General features: G+C 47.2%; 9 protein-coding genes. 3 read left to right on the top strand and 6 right to left on the bottom strand.

What is annotated here, in order from left to right; all coding sequences use genetic code 11:
• Nucleotides 1-66 precede the first annotated feature (66 nt).
• From malQ to treZ, 4 genes are read right to left on the bottom strand one after another with little or no spacing between them, the layout of a single operon-like run.
• Nucleotides 67-1608, bottom strand: coding sequence for a 4-alpha-glucanotransferase (malQ, locus tag WG943_RS18305; protein ID WP_340411229.1), 1542 nt, complete (start codon nt 1606-1608; stop codon nt 67-69).
• Complete coding sequence (treY, locus tag WG943_RS18310) at nt 1605-4313, bottom strand: malto-oligosyltrehalose synthase (protein ID WP_340411230.1); 2709 nt, start codon at nt 4311-4313, stop codon at nt 1605-1607. Before treY ends, malQ begins: the two co-directional genes overlap by 4 nt.
• A gap of 1 nt (nt 4314) precedes the next feature.
• Complete coding sequence (locus WG943_RS18315) at nt 4315-6738, bottom strand: DUF3536 domain-containing protein (RefSeq protein WP_340411231.1); 2424 nt, start codon at nt 6736-6738, stop codon at nt 4315-4317.
• A 1-nt stretch (nt 6739) separates the two neighbouring features.
• Nucleotides 6740-8584, bottom strand: coding sequence for a malto-oligosyltrehalose trehalohydrolase (gene treZ / locus WG943_RS18320; RefSeq protein ID WP_340411233.1), 1845 nt, complete (start codon nt 8582-8584; stop codon nt 6740-6742).
• Between the two features lie 213 nt (nt 8585-8797).
• Between treZ and WG943_RS18325 the strand changes: the two genes are divergently transcribed.
• The 3 genes from WG943_RS18325 to glgB are packed head-to-tail and all read left to right on the top strand — an operon-like array spanning nt 8798 to nt 16474.
• Entirely contained in the window at nt 8798-10822 is a 2025-nt protein-coding gene (locus WG943_RS18325; protein ID WP_340411235.1) for an alpha-1,4-glucan--maltose-1-phosphate maltosyltransferase, read from the top strand.
• Between the two features lie 23 nt (nt 10823-10845).
• Nucleotides 10846-14181, top strand: coding sequence for a maltose alpha-D-glucosyltransferase (gene treS / locus WG943_RS18330; protein WP_340411236.1), 3336 nt, complete (start codon nt 10846-10848; stop codon nt 14179-14181).
• Nucleotides 14174-16474 (top strand): 1,4-alpha-glucan branching protein GlgB, encoded by a 2301-nt coding sequence (gene glgB / locus WG943_RS18335; RefSeq protein ID WP_340411237.1) that lies wholly within the window; start codon nt 14174-14176, stop codon nt 16472-16474. The genes treS and glgB overlap by 8 nt, the downstream gene beginning before the upstream one ends.
• A 146-nt stretch (nt 16475-16620) precedes the next feature.
• Here glgB and WG943_RS18340 read toward each other — a convergent pair whose 3' ends face one another.
• Both WG943_RS18340 and WG943_RS18345 read right to left on the bottom strand, forming a co-directional pair.
• Entirely contained in the window at nt 16621-17220 is a 600-nt protein-coding gene (locus WG943_RS18340) for a DUF2179 domain-containing protein (RefSeq protein WP_340411239.1), read from the bottom strand.
• 36 nt (nt 17221-17256) lie between these two features.
• The gene (locus tag WG943_RS18345; protein WP_340411240.1) at nt 17257-18345 is read right to left on the bottom strand and encodes a mechanosensitive ion channel family protein; all 1089 of its coding nucleotides are present in this window, start codon (nt 18343-18345) and stop codon (nt 17257-17259) included.
• Nucleotides 18346-18542 lie beyond the last annotated feature (197 nt).

Here is an 18542-nt window from a genome sequence, read left to right on the forward strand (position 1 = left end):
TTTAGGGTTAAGGTGGGATACTATCTCTAAAGTATGGTTTTAAATCTACATTGCCAACATTTATACCTACAGATTGTTTATGCTGGTATTGCCTGTATCGCAGCGGCCATATAAAGCGGTCATTTCATGTAAGTGCTTTATAGCCTGCTGGGTAAATTGCTTTGGTTTTAGGCGCCACTCCCAATTACCCTTAGAGGTAGATGGTACGTTCATTACAGCATCAGCGCCTAATCTCAGCACATCCTGTACCGGAAGTATAGCCAGTTGTGCCACCGAACCCAGCGCCAGGTGCATCATTACATCGGCCACATTGTTTGAGCTTAATTTGTGGTTGCTATACTCGCTTAGCCTGTGTTTGTCTCCTGCGCTGGCCTGTTTTTCGTACCAGCCACGAACGGTGTTATTATCGTGGGTGCCAGTGTATACAATGCTGTTTACGCTGTGGTTATGTGGCGCATAAGGGTTAGAAGAAATATCTTCTCCGAATGCAAAAAGCAGCACCAACATGCCCGGCAGGTCAAACTTCTTCATCAGGTCGCGCACAGGCTGGTCTATTTCCCCCAGGTCCTCAGCAATTATGGGCATCGGATGATGTTTCTTTTTGATCAGTTGCAGAATCTTGTCACCCGGGCTTTTTACCCATTCTCCATTAATGGCATCTTTATCGCCGGCAGGCACTTCCCAATAAGCTGAGAAAGCCCTGAAGTGATCCAGGCGCAACAGGTCGAAAAGCTTTAGGTTGTACTCAATGCGCTCAATCCACCAATCAAAGTTGTGTTTTTCCATCGTTTCCCAATCAAATACTGGGGTTCCCCACAACTGGCCGGTTTCACTGAAATAATCCGGTGGCACACCAGAGACTCCGGTGGGGTTGCCATCGCGATCTAATTTAAAATACTTGGAGTGCGCCCATACATCGGAGCTATCGTGGCTTACATAAAAAGGCATGTCGCCAAAAAAGCTAATTCCTTTGTTGTTGCAGTATGCCTTAAGCTTTTGCCACTGCCTTAAAACCAGGAACTGCAGGTATTCCTCAAATTCGATCTCATCTTCCAGTTCCACGTCAAGTTGCTTCATTGCCTCTTCTTCACGATACTTTATCTCTTCAGGCCACTCTACCCAGCTTTTGTGCGAGAAGTGGGCCTTGTAGGCAGAGAAGCGAGCAAAGTCGTCGAGCCAGGTTTGGTTTGATTTCTGGAAGAGTGTAAATTCTTTCCAGATACCATCGGGTAACTCAGATTTAAAGAATTTATACGATTTTTTAAGTAAGGCTATTTTATACTTGGCAACAGTTTTAAAGTCTACCTTGTCCTCTGGGAATTCCTTAGAGCTCTGGAGGTCTTTTGCATGTAGTAAACCATCCTGCTGCAGCAGTTCGGGGCTAATAAGCAAAGGGTTACCTGCAAAGGCAGAGTGGCTGCTGTAAGGAGAGTTGCTATACTCATGTTCTGTTGGGTTCAGGGGTAGTATCTGCCAGTAGCGCTGCCCGGCCTCCACAAGCAAATCACAAAATTTATACGCCTCCGGCCCCATGTCTCCAATCCCGAAGCGAGATGGGAGAGAGGAAATATGAAGTAGTAAACCACTGCTGCGTTTTGGTATGATCATGATGTTGTTGCCGTTAAAAATGCCACCGGAAAAGAATTTATAACCTCAGCTAGCGGCATACTACCGCTGCCTTGCCAGCTGCCTTTGCCAAATACAAAATCCCATTGCCCAGGTGCTTTCTCAGGCAGTGCTACAGCTGTGTCTTCCCATACTTCAGAGCCAAGCGGAAGGTTGTCCTCAGAAACCAGTTTAGTTAATTGCAACGGCACTGCTACAAGCGCCCAACTTTCTTTATAATGCCGAGCAAATGCCAGCACATGAGCTTTATGTTTTCCAGTAACGGTTAGTGGTATATAATCACCCTCAGAGAAGAGTTTCTGAAAGCGTAGGCGGGCATTAAGTGCTTTATATACGAGGTATAACTTTATCTGCCCGTTCTCCCAGTGCTGTAGCAGCTCGCGGTGTAGTTCCTGTGTGTTCTGGTTTTCTTTCTGCCGGATATTAAGAAGGTAGTGCTGTCGCAGGCGGTAATCTACGGGGCGGCGATTATCGGGGTCAACCAGGCTCAGGTCCCAGAGTTCGGTGCCTTGGTAAATATCGGGCACCCCAGGGCATGTTATTTTAAGCAGCGTTTGGCAAAGTGCGTAAATCCAGCCAAAGTGGGCAACCTTTTTATAGAAAGGCATAAAAGATTGCTTAAACTCCTGGTCCTCCTGCAGCAACTGGTGCACCAGGTCTTTCACCGCATTCTCATAATCCTCGTTTGGGTTGGCCCAGTCGGTATTTACCTTAGCTTCGCGCAGTGCCTTCTCCAGGTACTCCTGCAGGCGCTCTACCAGTTTGTGGCCTACCTCTCCCTCTGAGGGTATCACTCCAAGTATCGTCTGGAAGATAAAGTATAAATCATTCTCCGTAGGTTCAGAAGTATACTTTTTGCTTTGTTGTATCCACTGCTTTACGTGCGCTTCCCATTCTTCTGGTAGCTCACTTAACACGTTCAGGCGCATGCGGGCACCTTCTCCGCGTTTAGTATCGTGGGTGGCGGTGGCGTTAATGGAATGGGGGTAAACACGTTGCCGGTAAAGCATACGCTCATGAAACTCATCTGCCTCCAGGTGAAAAATATCAGGGCTGTTGCCGACTTCGTTTAGTGAGATCAGGCGGTTATAGTTATAAAAAGTTGTATCCTCTACACCCTTTGCCGCCAGTGGGCCAGTAAACTGTTGGCTACGCATTACAAAGTATAACTTATGGCGCTTTGTCTCATCTGTATCTTCAGGGGTTAGGGTAAAAAGTGAGTGCAGGTGCTCCAGCTGTGCCTTTACTTCCGGTGCTTTTTCGTGTGCCTGTTCAAAAGCCTGATTAACTACCTCTATCTCGCCAGAAGACAGGGGCAGGCGGTTGCCATAAATACAGTACACCGGGAAAGCAGCCAGTAGGTTAGCCAATGCTTCGCGCCAGTTATCTTCGTTCTCCAGCGGAATAAGGCGCCGTTCCTGCAGTACGCGCAACAGGTTGTTCAGCTCACCCTCCATGTAGTTTTTAAGGATGAACATCTTCTTTTTGTACACCAGTTGCTCGTAATTCGTGGGGGCATCTGGTACCAGGCGGCGGTAAACTTCAGTTAATTTTCTACGGCCGCTACCCGAAGTATAAAGGTTGCTTACCCAGGCCAGAAAGTCGTAGCCGCTGTTACCGTGAATCGGCCAGCGTTCAGGCAGCTGCTCTTCCCCTTCAAGTATTTTCTCCACTACAATATACTTTTCCTGGCCTGCCATTTCGCGCAGCCGTTTTAAGTAAGTAGTCGGATCAAAAAGACCGTCCACGTGGTCTACACGCAGCCCCTGAAAGGTATTGTTATGGCACAGCTGCTTTATAAAATGGTGGTACTGGTCAAATACCTCTTTATTTTCCATGCGCAGGCAGATCAGGTCGTTTACCGTGAAAAAACGGCGGTAATTGATCTGCTTTTCTGTTTCCTGCCAGTGGCAAAGTATAAAATGCTGCTGCTCCAGTACCTCCCTTAGCTGCTCCTCGTTCTGGTTTATCTGCTCTATTGCTTCATCCAGTGCGTTCTTTAGTGGTTCGGTTTGGTAGAGCTTCTTTTTATAGTTAGTCCAGGCGGCAGGGGTTATAGTTTCTTCTTCTTCGAAGTGCTGCAGGTCTCCCAGATACTTACCTGACAGGGGCGTAACATCAGGCTCGCCGGAGTCTTTCAGCGCTTTTTGCAAAAGGTTTTTGTAAGTTGCCAGGCAAACAGGGTAGGTGTTGTCAAAGTATTGTAGTTTTAAGCCTTCTTCTGTAAGCGCTATCTGCAGCTGCTTTTCTGCTAGTACCTTATCCAGTTTATCGCCTAAAAAGGGGACCATGACCTGCCCCGCAAAATCTGGGTGCTGAAAATCGATGTCGAAGAAAGTATAAAAGCCTGATTGAGGCCCTTTCTCCAGCACATCCATTAGCCATGTGTTATCCGGGTGAAAAGCCATGTGGTTGGGCACAATATCCTGCAACCAACCCATGCCTCTGCTTCTTAATTCAGCTGCAAGTTGCTGCAGTTCCTGCTGCGTGCCTACTTGTGGGTTAATATCGTAGGGAGCTGTTACATCATAACCATGCTCGCTGCCTGGTCTTGCACAGAAAATAGGAGCTGCATAAATTGTGTTAACTCCCAGTTCCTGCAGGTACGGGATCAGGTTTAAAGTTTGTTTCAGTGTGAAGTTCGGCGAAATCTGCAGCCTATAGGTTGCCGATGGTATATATGTCATGCTATAATTTCAGGTTGAGGTTGTGGTATAGTTTTTCAAATTGCTGGCACCATGCCTGCGCTTCGTTGTCCCCCTTTTCGCTACGTTTTTTATAGTCTTTGTAGCCGTTTTGCTGCATGTAAAAAGCTATGTTTTGGGCTTGCCAATAATCAGTTTCCAGTTTAGATCCCTCTAACACTTCCAGCAGCCTGATGAGCAGGTTTATAGCATTCAGGTTCTGTGGCTCCTGCTGTATCTTTTGCATCAGTATATCTACCCGGTTGGTAACAGCAAACTCCAACTGCGTGTAGTTCAACCTTATCCGCATGCGTTTTACCTCCTCAAGCAGTCTTTTAATTTCATCGGGATCAGGTTTCTCGCTTTCGAACTCGCGCAATAACCTGTTATTCACGATAAACTCTACGGTGGTTTGCAGTGGGCGCGGCAGCTTCATATTAATAGAACGCATGGCTGCGATAAGCGGGTAGTTGTTGTCGTAGAGCTGCTGAAAATCGTTTTCTACCCCTTGCATGGTATTGGCCAGCACCTGGTCAAGTATCTTTTTCTGATCATCCTTAAACAAGTGCCAGAACGAGTAATTATGCGACTCAAAGTGCTTGTCCAGCAGCATAATCACCTCACTTACATTGCCCTTGCCAAATGCCGACTGCAGCTCCGCTCTCAGGCTTTCATAGTTCTCGATGCTCATAAACTCCCGAACACCGCCAAACAACTGGTGGTCGCCGAGGTGAAAAGCCGCAAATGTAATGTTTACCTCTTCCCAGGTTATTTTTGATTTTATTTTGGCGCGGCCTGTTACGAGTTTTTGCCTGCCAGCCTCCATAAACTCGTACGCCTCTGATGTGGCTCTGAAACTGTAAAGATCAAAGTCGTCGGTATACTTTTGAAAGAGTGATGAAACAGCATAGTGGCCGCCCACGCGCAGCAAGTCTATAACAGTAGGTTTTACTACACTGCGGTACGCTTCTGCTGCGTCGGCATATTCTTTTTTATTGCTCTTTGCTTGAGAAATCCTACTTAAAAACTCAGGTTCCAGGTCTTTTCCACTCAGCTCTTTGGCCAGTTGTATGGCTCTGGCTGCATAAAGAACATCCTGCATCGGCTCAATACTCGTAATTTCATCAAAAAACCAGCCACAACTGGTGTATATTAACAGGGCGTGGTACTGGAGCTCCATCAGTTTAAGGAAGCGTATTTTTTCTTCCTCGTTCAGTTGCCGGGAAGTATGGTTGTTGATGAAATTTGCCACGTTCAGCTCAGAGCGGTCCATGATCACCTGAATGTAATCGTTGCGTGTATCCCATGGGGCTGCACCGAAAGGCGCTAATCCCTCTTCATAAATTTGGATAAGCTTATCTCGCAGCCAATCGAATGTTTCTCGCAGTGGTTTTCGCCATTCCTGGTTCCACTCGGGGTGGCCACCGGTGTTACAGCCACAGTTGCTGCGCCAGCGTTCTACGCCATGGGCACAACTCCAGGAACTAGGCTCAATAATCTGTGCCTCATACTGGGGTGGGTATTTTTGCAGGTACTCCCCGTAGTTGGTAATGTTAGCTAGCTTTTTCTCCTGAATGTGGTGCAGGGTATAAGAGAGTGCCATTTCTCCAAAGCGGTGATGGTGCCCATACGTTTCGCCGTCTGTGGCGATGTGCATTAGCTGCGGCTCCTTTTGCTTCTCATCAAAAGCACTGACCAGTCTGTTGGCAAAGGTTTCTCCGCTGTTCAGGAGCCGTTCAAAAGCAATGCCCTGCGATACAGGTGCATCGTAAAAAAACAATACGATCTCCTTACCAGATGGCAGCTTGCACAAGTATGGCCTTTTAGGATCTATATTTGAGCCTGTTGCGTTGTGCCACTCTTTCTCACCGATCTTCCGGAATTGCTTTGCCTGGTACGGTGAAAGTATGGTGAATTTGATGCCATGCTCTGCTATTACCTCCAAAGTAGCGTTATCTGCCGCTGTTTCTGACAGCCACATCCCTTCTGGTGCCCTTCCGAAGCGTTTTGTAAAATCATAGATACCCCAGATCACCTGCGTATGCTTGTCGCGTTCGTTTGCAAGAGGCATGATGATGTGGTTGTATACTTGTGCCAAGGCAGCTCCATGTCCGGAGAAGCGCTCTATACTTTTCTTGTCAGCCTCCAGTATGGCTTGGTACGTATCAGGGTCTTTTTTCTGCATCCACTCCAGCAGGGTAGGGCCAAAGTTAAAGCTCATGTTGCTGTAGTTGTTCGTAATATCCACAATCCTGTCTTTGTCATCTAAGATGCGTGAGGCAGAATTACGGGCATAGCACTCATCGGATATGCGCTCGTTCCAATCGTGGTAAGGGGCGGCAGACTCCTGCAGCTCCACCTCGTTTAGCCAGGGGTTTTCGCGCGGAGGCTGATAAAAATGGCCGTGTATACAAATGTAGCGGTTCATGTTAGGCTTGATGTTGAAGTATAAGTATGGATGCTGCTGGAAGAGTTACTTCTGCACCGGACTCATATTCTTGTGCAAACTCATATCCTGGGCCACCCCACTGTTTATCAGCAGAGGAAAGTAGCATAACCCACTTGCCCTTGCTTTCTATTTGCTGCAGATGAACTGTTTTAGGTGCATCACTTATGTTAAATAAACAGTAGATATACGGCGATTTTGTTGTATGGATCAGGTGCAGCACCTGGTCCTGATCGTCCATCTGAGCGAGCACCTTGTTTTTGTCAGGTGCCACAAAAGTAGGGCAGGATTTACGGAGAAGAATCAGGCGTTTATAGAATTCCCGCAGGTGCAGTTGCTTCGCATCAGAAGTATAACTGTGCTGCAACTTAGACTGGTTAAACGCTTCTTCGCTTTGCGGATCGGGGGCTTCTCCTTGCCATGCAAACGAAGAGAATTCCTCACGACGGCCATTACGTACGGCTTCGATCAACTCTTTATCGCTGTGGCTCACAAAGTATAAAAACGGATTCTGCTCGCCATACTCCTCGCCCATAAAAAGCATAGGCAGATAAGGAGAGAGTATTACTACACCAGCCACAACTTTTTGCATCTCAAAATTAACCAACTGAGATAGTCGTTCGCCTAGCATGCGGTTGCCTACCTGGTCGTGGTTCTGTGAGAAAACTACAAACTGCTGTGCCGGATTATTTGCAGCCGAACTGCCAAAGGTGCGCTTGCGATGCTCAGAGTATAAACCATCGTATACAAACGTGTGCGTCATAACCTTTGCCAGCTGCTCTGCCGTTCCGAAACCAACATAGTAACCGTTCTGCTCTCCGGTAACCATGGCATGAATGACATGATGAAAGTCGTCGTTCCATTGCGCAGCCAGACCATAGCCGCCACGGTTCATAGAGTTTATCAGGCGTACATCGTTCAAGTCGCTTTCTGCTATAAGTATAAACGTTCGGCTTTCCTGTTCCTCCAACTGGTGCACGTGCTCCTGTAGCTCCTGTAAAAAGTGCTTAGCTCCATTGTCAAAAATTGCGTGTACAGCATCCAATCGAAGGGCATCTATGTGATACTCCCTAAACCAAAGCAGGGCGTTTTGGAAAAAGAAGTTGCGAACCGGGTCTGAGTGGGCGTCATCGTAGTTAATGGCCTCGCCCCATGGGGTATTATACTTATTTGTAAAGTATGGGCCATAGTCGCGGAGGTAGTTGCCTTCGGGGCCGAGGTGGTTATATACTACATCCAGTATTACTGCCATGCCCTGCGCGTGGCAGGCATTTACCAGCCTTTTCAACCCGTCGGGGCCGCCATAAGAGTTTTGTACTGCAAACGGAAACACGCCGTCGTAACCCCAGTTTCGGTTTCCAGGAAACTGTGCTACTGGCATTATTTCAATGGCTGTTATACCCAGGTTCTTGAGCTGTGGCAGCTTTTCAATTACTCCATCAAAAGTGCCCTCATCTGAGAAAGTGCCTACATGCAACTCGTAAATAATATACTGCTGCAGTGGTACGCCTTTCCATTTCTTATCAGTCCAGGCAAAGCTGCTATGGTCTACCACTTCGGATGGCTTGTGTACTCCGTCTGGCTGATAATGTGAGGCTGGGTCTGGTCGCTCCTTCTCTTTATCCAGCACAAAAGTATAGGTAGTGCCAGGCCTTGCATTTTCTGCCAGAGCCGTCCAGTAGCCAAAAGCCTCACGCTGCAACGGCACTTCTTCCGGTTTAGCTTTGTGCAGTTTTACCTTTACATCTTCTGCCTCCGGTGCCCACACCGTAAACACTGTTCCATTTTCTGCCTTAAAGTTTGCTCCAATCTCTCTTAATATAGACATACGCGCACGGTATTTTACAGCACGTATTAACTGGCTTTTAGGGTAATAAGTTGTGGATTTTTAGCAAATACCGTATGCAAGCAAGTGTAGCGTTGCAAGCGTATTTACTTGTGCATTTAGTGCAGTTACGAAGCAACCAATGTGTTTTAGAATATTGTCCGAAACATATTTTTACGACAGTAGTAACTACATAACTTAAGAAGAACTTACTACATGGAAGGAGTACAAGGAACCAAACGTGTTGTTATAGAAAATGTAAAACCGCAGATAAACTGTGGTAGATACCCTGCCAAGCGTGTGGTAGGAGAAAAGCTAACTGTTACAGCCGATGTTTTTGCTGACGGACACGACGAAGTAAAGGCCATACTTGTGTACAGGCACAGCCGAAGAAAGAAATGGGAAGAAGTACCGATGACTTTCTTGGGCAACGATCGCTGGGAAGCCTCCTTTACACCGGATTCGATGGGCCGCTACGAGTATACGGTGCAAGGTTGGGTAGATCATTTTTACTCGTGGCAGAAGGGCCTGAAGAAAAAGTATGAAGCTAACCAGGATATTGCCGTTGAGTTGCTGATAGGAGCACAACACCTTGAGAATGCGGCAGCTACTGCCAAGCCTGGCCAGCAGAAACGGTTACATAAATGGGCAGAGGAGCTTAAGAACGTTACTTCTGTGGCAGACGCTGTAACACTGGCTACCGGCCACGATGTAAGCGACCTGATGAATGCCTGCTGCGAACGTGGGAATATGTCTACCTACGAAAAGGTGCTCCCTCTGGACGTGGAAAGGCAGAAAGCACTATTCAGTACCTGGTATGAATTCTTCCCGAGGTCGGCAGCGCAGGAGGGCGGCCGCCATGGTACCTTTAAAGATGCTGCGCGTTTGCTGCCACGTGTTGCCGAGATGGGCTTTGATACCATTTACCTGCCACCGATACACCCGATTGGCCGCGCTTTCCGAAAAGGTAAAAACAATTCCGTAACCTCAGAACCCGGCGAGCCTGGCTCTCCGTGGGCCATTGGTTCCGAAGAAGGAGGCCATGATGCCATACTTCCGGAGCTCGGTACATTAGATGACTTCCGTGAATTTGTGCACCAGGCAAGAGAGCACGGCATTGAGGTTGCCCTTGACTTTGCTATTCAGTGTTCTCCGGATCATCCCTATGTAAAAGAGCACCCGCAATGGTTTAAATGGCGACCTGACGGTACAGTACAATACGCTGAAAACCCACCAAAAAAGTACCAGGATGTGCTGCCTGTAAACTTTGAAACCGAAGACTGGCAAAACTTGTGGAAGGAATTGAGACGCGTGCTGCTTCATTGGATCGATCAGGGTGTATTTATTTTCAGGGTGGATAATCCGCATACCAAAGCCTTTGCTTTTTGGGAGTGGGTTATTGCTGATATTCACAGAAACCATCCGCAGGTCATCTTTTTATCGGAGGCCTTTACCCGGCCACGGGTGATGGAGCGCCTGGCAAAGATCGGCTTTACCCAAACCTATACTTACTATACCTGGCGCAACACTGCCGATGAACTGAAGCAGTACATGACGGAGCTCACTCAAACGGACCTGCGAGAGTATTATCGCCCTAACTTCTGGCCAAATACCCCGGATATTAACCCGGTAGCGCTGCAGGAGGGAGGCGAGGCTGCACATATTACAAGAGTAGTAATGGCGGCAACTATGTCATCTAACTATGGTTTGTACGGTCCGGTATACGAATTCGGCATAGCCACGCCTGTGTCCGGTAAGGAGGAATACCTCGATTCAGAAAAGTATGAAATTAAACACTGGGACTGGGGTAAGCAAACCAAGATCCGAGAGGTTATCACGCTTATCAATAAAATACGTAAAGTAAACCCAGCGCTGCAAACCACCTGGAATATCATTTTCGGGGAGACTGACAACCCAAGTATACTTTGCTACGCCAAGTGGAACGACGACTTCACAAACAAGATAATGGTTGTCGTAAACCTAGACCCGCATCATACACAGTCGGCTTGGGTAAAAGTGCCGCTCTGGAAACTAAAAATACCAGAAGGCCAGCAGTACCTGGTGCACGACCTGCTGACGGAGCATAAATATACCTGGCATGACGAGTGGAACTACGTAGAACTGAGGCCTGGCGAAATGCCTGTGCACGTATTCCGTATAGAAGCCGCAAATCCCGGCATGGGCCATGATAATTTAGACGATACCTGGTTACCAACCGATCACCATACAACTAACGAATAAGCAAAACACCCTGTACCAACACTATGGCAGACGAGAAATTTGAACTAGACGACAACATTCATTGGTATAAAGATGCCATTATTTATGAGCTGCATATTAAAGCTTTTAAAGATGGCAGCGGCGACGGCATCGGCGATTTTAAAGGCCTGATGCAGAAACTTGACTACCTCGAGGATTTGGGCGTAACAGCTATCTGGCTTTTACCTTTTTACCCATCACCCCTTCGCGACGACGGCTATGACATTGCAGATTACCTTAGCATAAACCCTAACTACGGTAACATGCAGGACTTTAAGGCCTTTGTGAAGGAGGCGCACCGCCGTGGGCTGAAGGTGATCACAGAATTAGTCATCAACCATACTTCCGATCAGCACCCGTGGTTCCAACGTGCACGCCGTGCCAAGAAAGGCTCTAAGTACAGGGATTGGTATGTATGGAGCGATGACCCGAACAAGTATAAAGATGTACGCATCATTTTTACCGACTACGAGCCTAGTAACTGGACCTGGGACCCGGTGGCCGAGCAATACTACTGGCACCGTTTTTTCTCGCACCAGCCAGACCTGAACTACGATAACCCTGCCGTGCAGAAGGAGGTGTTTAAAGTGCTGGATTACTGGTTTGATCTTGGGGTGGATGGTTTCCGTTTGGATGCGGTGCCATACCTGTTCGAGCGGGAAGGTACGAATGGTGAAAACTTACCCGAAACGCACGATTTCCTGAAAAAGCTGCGCGCGCACGTAGATCAGAAATATACTGGTAAACTGCTATTGGCTGAGGCCAACATGTGGCCAGAGGATTCTGCTTCATACTTTGGCGATGGTGACGAGTGCCACATGAATTACCACTTCCCGATCATGCCGCGCCTGTTCATGTCTTTAAAGATGGAAGATCGTTACCCGATCATCGACATCTTTAACCAGACACCTGCCATACCTGAAAGCTGCCAGTGGGCCATGTTCCTGCGCAACCACGATGAGCTGACGCTAGAGATGGTAACAGACGAGGAGCGTGATTATATGTACAAAGTATATACAAAAGATCCGCAGGCGCGCATTAACTTGGGTATACGCCACCGCCTGGCCCCGCTGCTAGGCAACGACCGCACCAAGATTGAACTGATGAACATCTTGCTGTTTTCGATGCGCGGTACACCGGTGGTATACTATGGCGATGAGATTGGTATGGGAGACAACTACTATCTCGGCGACAGGGATGGCGTACGTACTCCGATGCAATGGAACGATAACCGCAACGCTGGCTTTTCTGAAGCTAACCCGCAAAAGTTATACCTGCCGGTTATCATAGACCCAGAGTATAAGTATGAGTCGGTGAACGTGGAAACACAGAACCATAATGCAAACTCCTTGCTCTGGTGGATGCGACGCACCATTAACATGCGTAAGCGCTACAAAGCCTTTGGCCGCGGAAGTATAAAGTTCCTGAACCCAAGCAACTCTAAAGTGCTGGCATTTATCAGGGAGTACGAAGATGAAACCATACTTGTGATTGCTAACCTGTCCCGTTTTCCGGAGGCAGTGGAACTGGACCTGCACGAGTATAAAGGGCATGTTCCGGTAGAGGTGTTCAGCAAAAACAAGTTCCCGGGTGTTAAGGACGATAACTACCTGTTTACAGTTGGCGGACATGGCTACTACTGGTTAGAGCTTAAGCCGCAGGAGGCGCCACAGGAGGGGGCAGAACAGCAAGGAAAACCAGCTGTACAGATCAGTTCCTTAAAGCAGGCACTTACAAACCAGTCGGTTAAATTGCTGGAGAACCGTTTGCTGCCGCCTTACATTTTGCAGCGTCGTTGGTTCGGAGGCAAGGCCCGTACGGTACAGCGTATGCAGATCATCAGAAACCTGTCTATGCCATTTGGCCGACAGGCCGCTTCGCTGTTGCTGATAGAGGTGAGTTATAATGAAGGATTGCCAGAACTGTACCAACTGTCTGTAGCCTTTGCCACCGGAGAGCAGGCCGATGAGATTAGTAGTGCCAACCCAAGCAGCGTAATTGCACGGGTGTCGCAGGATGGCAAGGAAGGTATACTTTACGATGCCTTGTTTAACGAAGAATTCAGGCAGATGCTGCTGCAGCTGGTTGCAAAGCGTAAACGCATTAAGGCAGATGGAGCAGAACTTGTAGGCTACAGCCATCGTGTTGTCACAGGCATGATTAACGAGGCAGAAGGCAACCTAACATCCAGAATATTGTCTGCCGAACAAAGCAACACTTCCATCATCTACAATAACACCTTCTTCCTGAAAGTATACCGCAAACTGGACCGTATTATAAACCCGGATGTGGAGGTAGTACAGGTGCTGACAGATAATGTAGGATTTGAACATGTACCACGGTTTTTAGGAGCTGTAGAGGAGCATGAGCCGGGGCAGGCACCTATGGTGCTGATGATGCTGCAGGAGCTGGTGCCAAACCAGGGAGATGCCTGGAACTATGTAGGTGATTCGTTGAAGCGTATGTTTGAGCGTATCCGTACCCAAAACGACCGGGCAAAACTAAAGCCGGCTTTGGGTACACTTTCAAGACCAATGGCCTTTACTGAAATACCAGATGATATTCAGTTACAAATTGGTGGAGCCCATGTAGAGCGTATCGAACTGTTGGGGCAGCGCACAGCAGAAATGCACCTGGCACTCAGCAGTATTTATGACAACAAGGACTTTGTGCCTGAGAATTTTTCGCTGCACTACCAACGCTCGTTGTACTCTTCACTTATCTCACTGGTGCGTGTAAACTTTGATAGTCTGGCTAAACACTTGCCAAACCTGCCGGAGCACATCAGGGCAGAGGCCGAAGAAGTACTGCAAATGCGCGCTGAGGTGCTAGATAGACTGAAACTGATCTTTAAGCGAAAGATTGATACCCAAAAAATCAGAACACACGGCGACTACCATTTGGGCCAGGTGCTGTTTACAGGCAAAGACTTCTATATCATAGATTTTGAGGGAGAACCTGCACGTTCGTTTAGTGAGCGCAGGCTTAAGCGATCTGCTTTACGCGATGTAGCCGGTATGATTCGCTCGTTCCATTATGCAGCTTATAGTGCATACTTCCAGCAGGAGGGCCTGCGTAAAGAGGATGCAGAATACCTGGAGGGATGGGCAGAGCAGTGGTACCATTATGCCAGCAACTTCTATATGCACAATTACCTGGGCAAAACCATGGGTACAGGTGTGGTGCCGCCAAATGAGGAGGATTTCGAGATCCTGATCCAGACATTCCTACTGGAGAAGGCAATCTACGAACTTGGATATGAACTGAATAATCGTCCGGATTGGGTACTTATCCCGATCAGGGGCATTAAATACATCATGAGAAAGTACAGTAATGGCTAAGAAGAAAACAGACTCAACAACCGAACCAGCAAGTATAAAAAAAGAAGCTAAAACTTCTAAAACAGGTGCAACCGCAAAGAAAGCCGCTTCACGTAAAAAGGAAGAGGCTCCTGTAGCAGAAATGGGTGTGCCTGTAACTGATAAAGTACCCGGTGAGGCAGGTAAACCTGCTCGTGCAAAGGGGGCCTCTAAAGCCAAAGCTACCACTACAAAAACTGCTGGGCAGGGTAAAGAAAAGGCTGTTCCAACCACAAAGAGCAAAAGTACAACAGGCGGCGCTGCCAAAACCACCGCAAAGAAGAATGCAACTGTTCCGGCAACGGCTATGCCAGAGGAGGTTGTTCCTGTTGAGCCAGCCTCTGCAGCGCAGTTACAGGAACAGCGTGCTGTATATCCGGTTAGTTTATTGTCTGAATTTGATATTTACCTGTTTAAAGAGGGCAGGCACACGCAGCTGTACGAAAAATTAGGTTCGCACCCTATGGAGCATGCCGGCAGGCAGGGAACATACTTTGCTGTTTGGGCTCCCAACGCAGAGCAGGTTTCAGTTATAGGGGATTTCAACCATTGGAATCGTGACAGCCATCGCCTATTTGTGCGTCATGATGGTTCCGGTATTTGGGAAGGATTTGTTCCGGAGGTGTCAAAAGGTATGCTTTATAAATACCATATCAAGTCTCAGTACAACTCGTATCAGGTTGAGAAAAGCGACCCCTTTGCCTTTGCCCGTGAAATGCCTCCGCAAACAGCATCTGTTGTCTGTAACTTACAGTATGAGTGGCAGGACAGCAATTGGATGCAGCGCCGACAAGAACTGGCAGGACAGCCACAGCCGTACAGTGTTTACGAGCTGCACCTGGGATCTTGGAAGCGTAAAGCCGAAGACAACAACAGGCCATTAACTTACCGCGAACTGGCAGAAGAACTGCCTGGCTATGTACAAAGTATGGGCTTTACGCACGTAGAGTTGATGCCAATCATGTACCACCCGTTTAGTGGCTCGTGGGGCTATCAGATAACGGGTTATTTCGCAGCGCAAAGTCTTTTAGGGTCTCCAGAAGACCTGATGCACCTAATAGATGTATTGCACCAGCACAACATTGGTGTAATCCTGGATTGGGTCCCATCTCATTTCCCATCGGATGAGCATGGCCTGGCATACTTTGATGGAACACATTTGTATGAGCACGCCGACCCGCGCAAAGGCTACCATCCTGACTGGAACAGCTACATTTTTAACTATGGTCGCAATGAGGTTCGATCTTTCCTGATTAGCAATGCACTTTTCTGGCTGGATAAATATCATGCTGATGGCCTACGTGTAGATGCAGTGGCCTCCATGTTATACTTAGATTACAGCCGCAAAGAAGGCGAATGGATACCAAACGAGCACGGCGGACGCGAAAACCTAGAGGCGATTTCGTTCCTGAAGGACTTTAACAAAGCGGTGCACGACCGTTTCCCGGATGTGCAAACGGTAGCAGAAGAATCTACGGCGTGGCCTGCAGTAACCGGTAAGGTAGAGAATGGCGGCCTCGGCTTTAACATGAAGTGGATGATGGGTTGGATGCACGATACGCTTACTTACTTCTCAAAGGATCCGGTCTACCGCCGTCACCACCAAGGGGACATTACTTTTAGTATGGTATATGCTTTTTCTGAAAGGTTTATGCTGCCGCTTTCGCACGATGAAGTGGTGCACGGCAAAGGTGCTTTGGTTAGAAAAATGCCAGGAGATGAATGGCAACGCTTTGCTAACCTACGTGCACTATATGCTTACATGTATGCCCACCCGGGTGCAAAGCTATTGTTTATGGGAGGCGAGTTTGGCCAGACCAGCGAATGGAACCACGACAGTAGCCTGGAGTGGCATTTATTGCAGTACGGTTTCCATCATGGTTTACAAGAAGAACTTCGCGATCTGAATGCCATCTACAAAGCTGAACCTGCACTATATGCTCTTTCTTTTGAGCCAGAAGGGTTTGAGTGGGTAGATTTTCATGATGCACACAACTCTGTGGTCAGCTTTTTAAGAAAAGGCGCTACACCCATGGAGGAGTTGCTGGTAGTATGCAACCTAACGCCGGCACTACACGAGCATTACAAATTAGGGGTGCCGCACCTGGGGGAATGGGTGCAGGTATTTAACAGCGATGACGGCCGCTACGGGGGCAGCAACGCACATAACACGGAGCCGCTTCATGCTGTACCTGAGCCGTTCCACGGAAGAGAAAACTCTATTACACTGAAGCTACCACCGCTGGCAGTTGTATACTTTAAGCTTAGAAAATGAGTTGAGTTTGGGAGTTAGAGATGTAAGAAAGTACAGGCCAAAGTATAATATACATTTGTTTTACTTAGGCCATACTTTATACTTGGAACAGATTGAGGGGAGACATAACTCCCCAACCCTCTAACTCCCAAACCCTTTAACTCAAATTACTTTCCCTTACGCAGGGGGAAGAGTCTGCGTAAGTCCAGTTGTCTTTGTGATTCCTCTTGAGGTAAATCCAATTCTGATACTGACCGAACATCTTCAATAGAGTAGAAGGCCTGCGGGTTGTAATCCCGGATAATGTCTATCACCTCATTTAGCTTTTTGCGCTTCACAATCAGGAAGAGCAGGTTTACCTTGCCACGGGTACCACGTGCATCGATGCAGGTAAGGCGGTAGCCCCGCCCTTTCAGCCGGTCTATCAGTTTATCGGCAGGCTCTACAGTGATTACACGTACTACCATTTGTCCTAGTGCCAGTTTCTGCTCAACCCGTAAACCTAAAAAATTACCGGTTGCAAAACCGCCGGCCCAAGCCAAGTATGAAGCTATGTTGTTCAGGTTTTCCATTACCTGCGTAATGGCTATTAACCAAATAAGCACTTCCAGGAAACCAAGTAAAGGCGCAATAATCTTATCGCCTTTGGATATAAAAACAATGCGCAGTGTGCCTAAGGTAACATCGCAAATGCGGGCCAGAAATATTAACAACGGGATGATGACCCATTGTACAATGGTGGGGTTTATACCTTCAAATAAATCCATGTATGGTATGCTGTGGCGTAAGGGTGATGATTAAAGTTAAGGATGTTTTATGAACGATTGCAAAGAAGGGTTAGTAAATTCTGTACGTACCTTCGGTAACGCATCGGGGTAGTTTTGCTGTATAAACTGTACCAGCTTTTCGCGCACCAGGCAGCGCAGGTCCCAGGCAATACCAGAACTATTAGCACTCATTAAAGCGCGTAACTCCAGAGAGTTTTCTTTTGAGTCTGTAACCTGCAATACTGCTACCTGTTTGTCCCAAAGTTCTGTGCTTGCCAGTATCCTTTCAAATTCGCTGCGTACTTCCTCAATAGGTATAGTATAATCTGTGTAAATATAAACGGTGGCCAATATATCAGAACCGGTACGGGTCCAGTTTTGGAAAGGTTTATCAATAAAATAATTTAAGGGGAGGATCATGCGGCGGTTATCCCATATTTTAAGCACCACATAAGTAAGCGTAATTTCCTCTACACGGCCAAACTCGTTTTCTACCACCAGTACATCGTCTATACGGATAGGTTGCGTAAACGCAATTTGCAGGCCAGCCAGTAAGTTGGCAATTGACTTTTGTGCGGCTATACCTACCACAATGCCTACCACACCAGCCGATGTAAGCAAACCTGTTCCTAGTTTTCTAACAGCATCAAAGCTTAGCAAGATCATAGACAACGCGATAAAGGCAATCAGCACGATGGTTATTTTCCGGATAAACTGCAGCTGCGTAAATAGCTTACGCTCTCTAAAGTTATCCGACTTATCCAGTTGGTATTTGTTGCGCACAAGGTCTCGTGCCACATTGGTAAACATTATCAGCGTCCAGGCAAAAGTAACTATCCCAAGCACTTCTATTATCCTTTTCAAAATGTACACTGTGCTGTCGGAGTAGGGCAGCAGTGGCATGGCAAAGGATAGGAACAATAGTGGTATCAGGAGTGAAAGCGGCTGATTTAGATGATGGGTTAGTGAGCGAACCAACAGCGGATTTTCTTCTTTGTTATAAACACGAAGAATTTTAAAAGTTACAAGCTTAAAAATGGAGCCTATAATGAGTGCGATAACACAAATACCTAAACCCAGTACAAAATCATCTAACTGGTTAATAAAATCTGAAATTCTACTCATGCTTAGGTACTACGGAATGTGTTATAATTGGTATCCAAACTATAGGAATTAGTGAGCACAAATAATCACCCTTTACTTAACGTATGGCAGCTTCAGCGGGTATTTTAAGTAAAGGCTAATGTTACACAAGCTGAGCGTCATTAATTTATAGTTAAATTTCTATATATAGAAAACGCTTATAAGGTGCTTTGCGTAAT

Source organism: Pontibacter sp. H249 (assembly GCF_037892465.1).
Classification (GTDB): domain Bacteria; phylum Bacteroidota; class Bacteroidia; order Cytophagales; family Hymenobacteraceae; genus Pontibacter.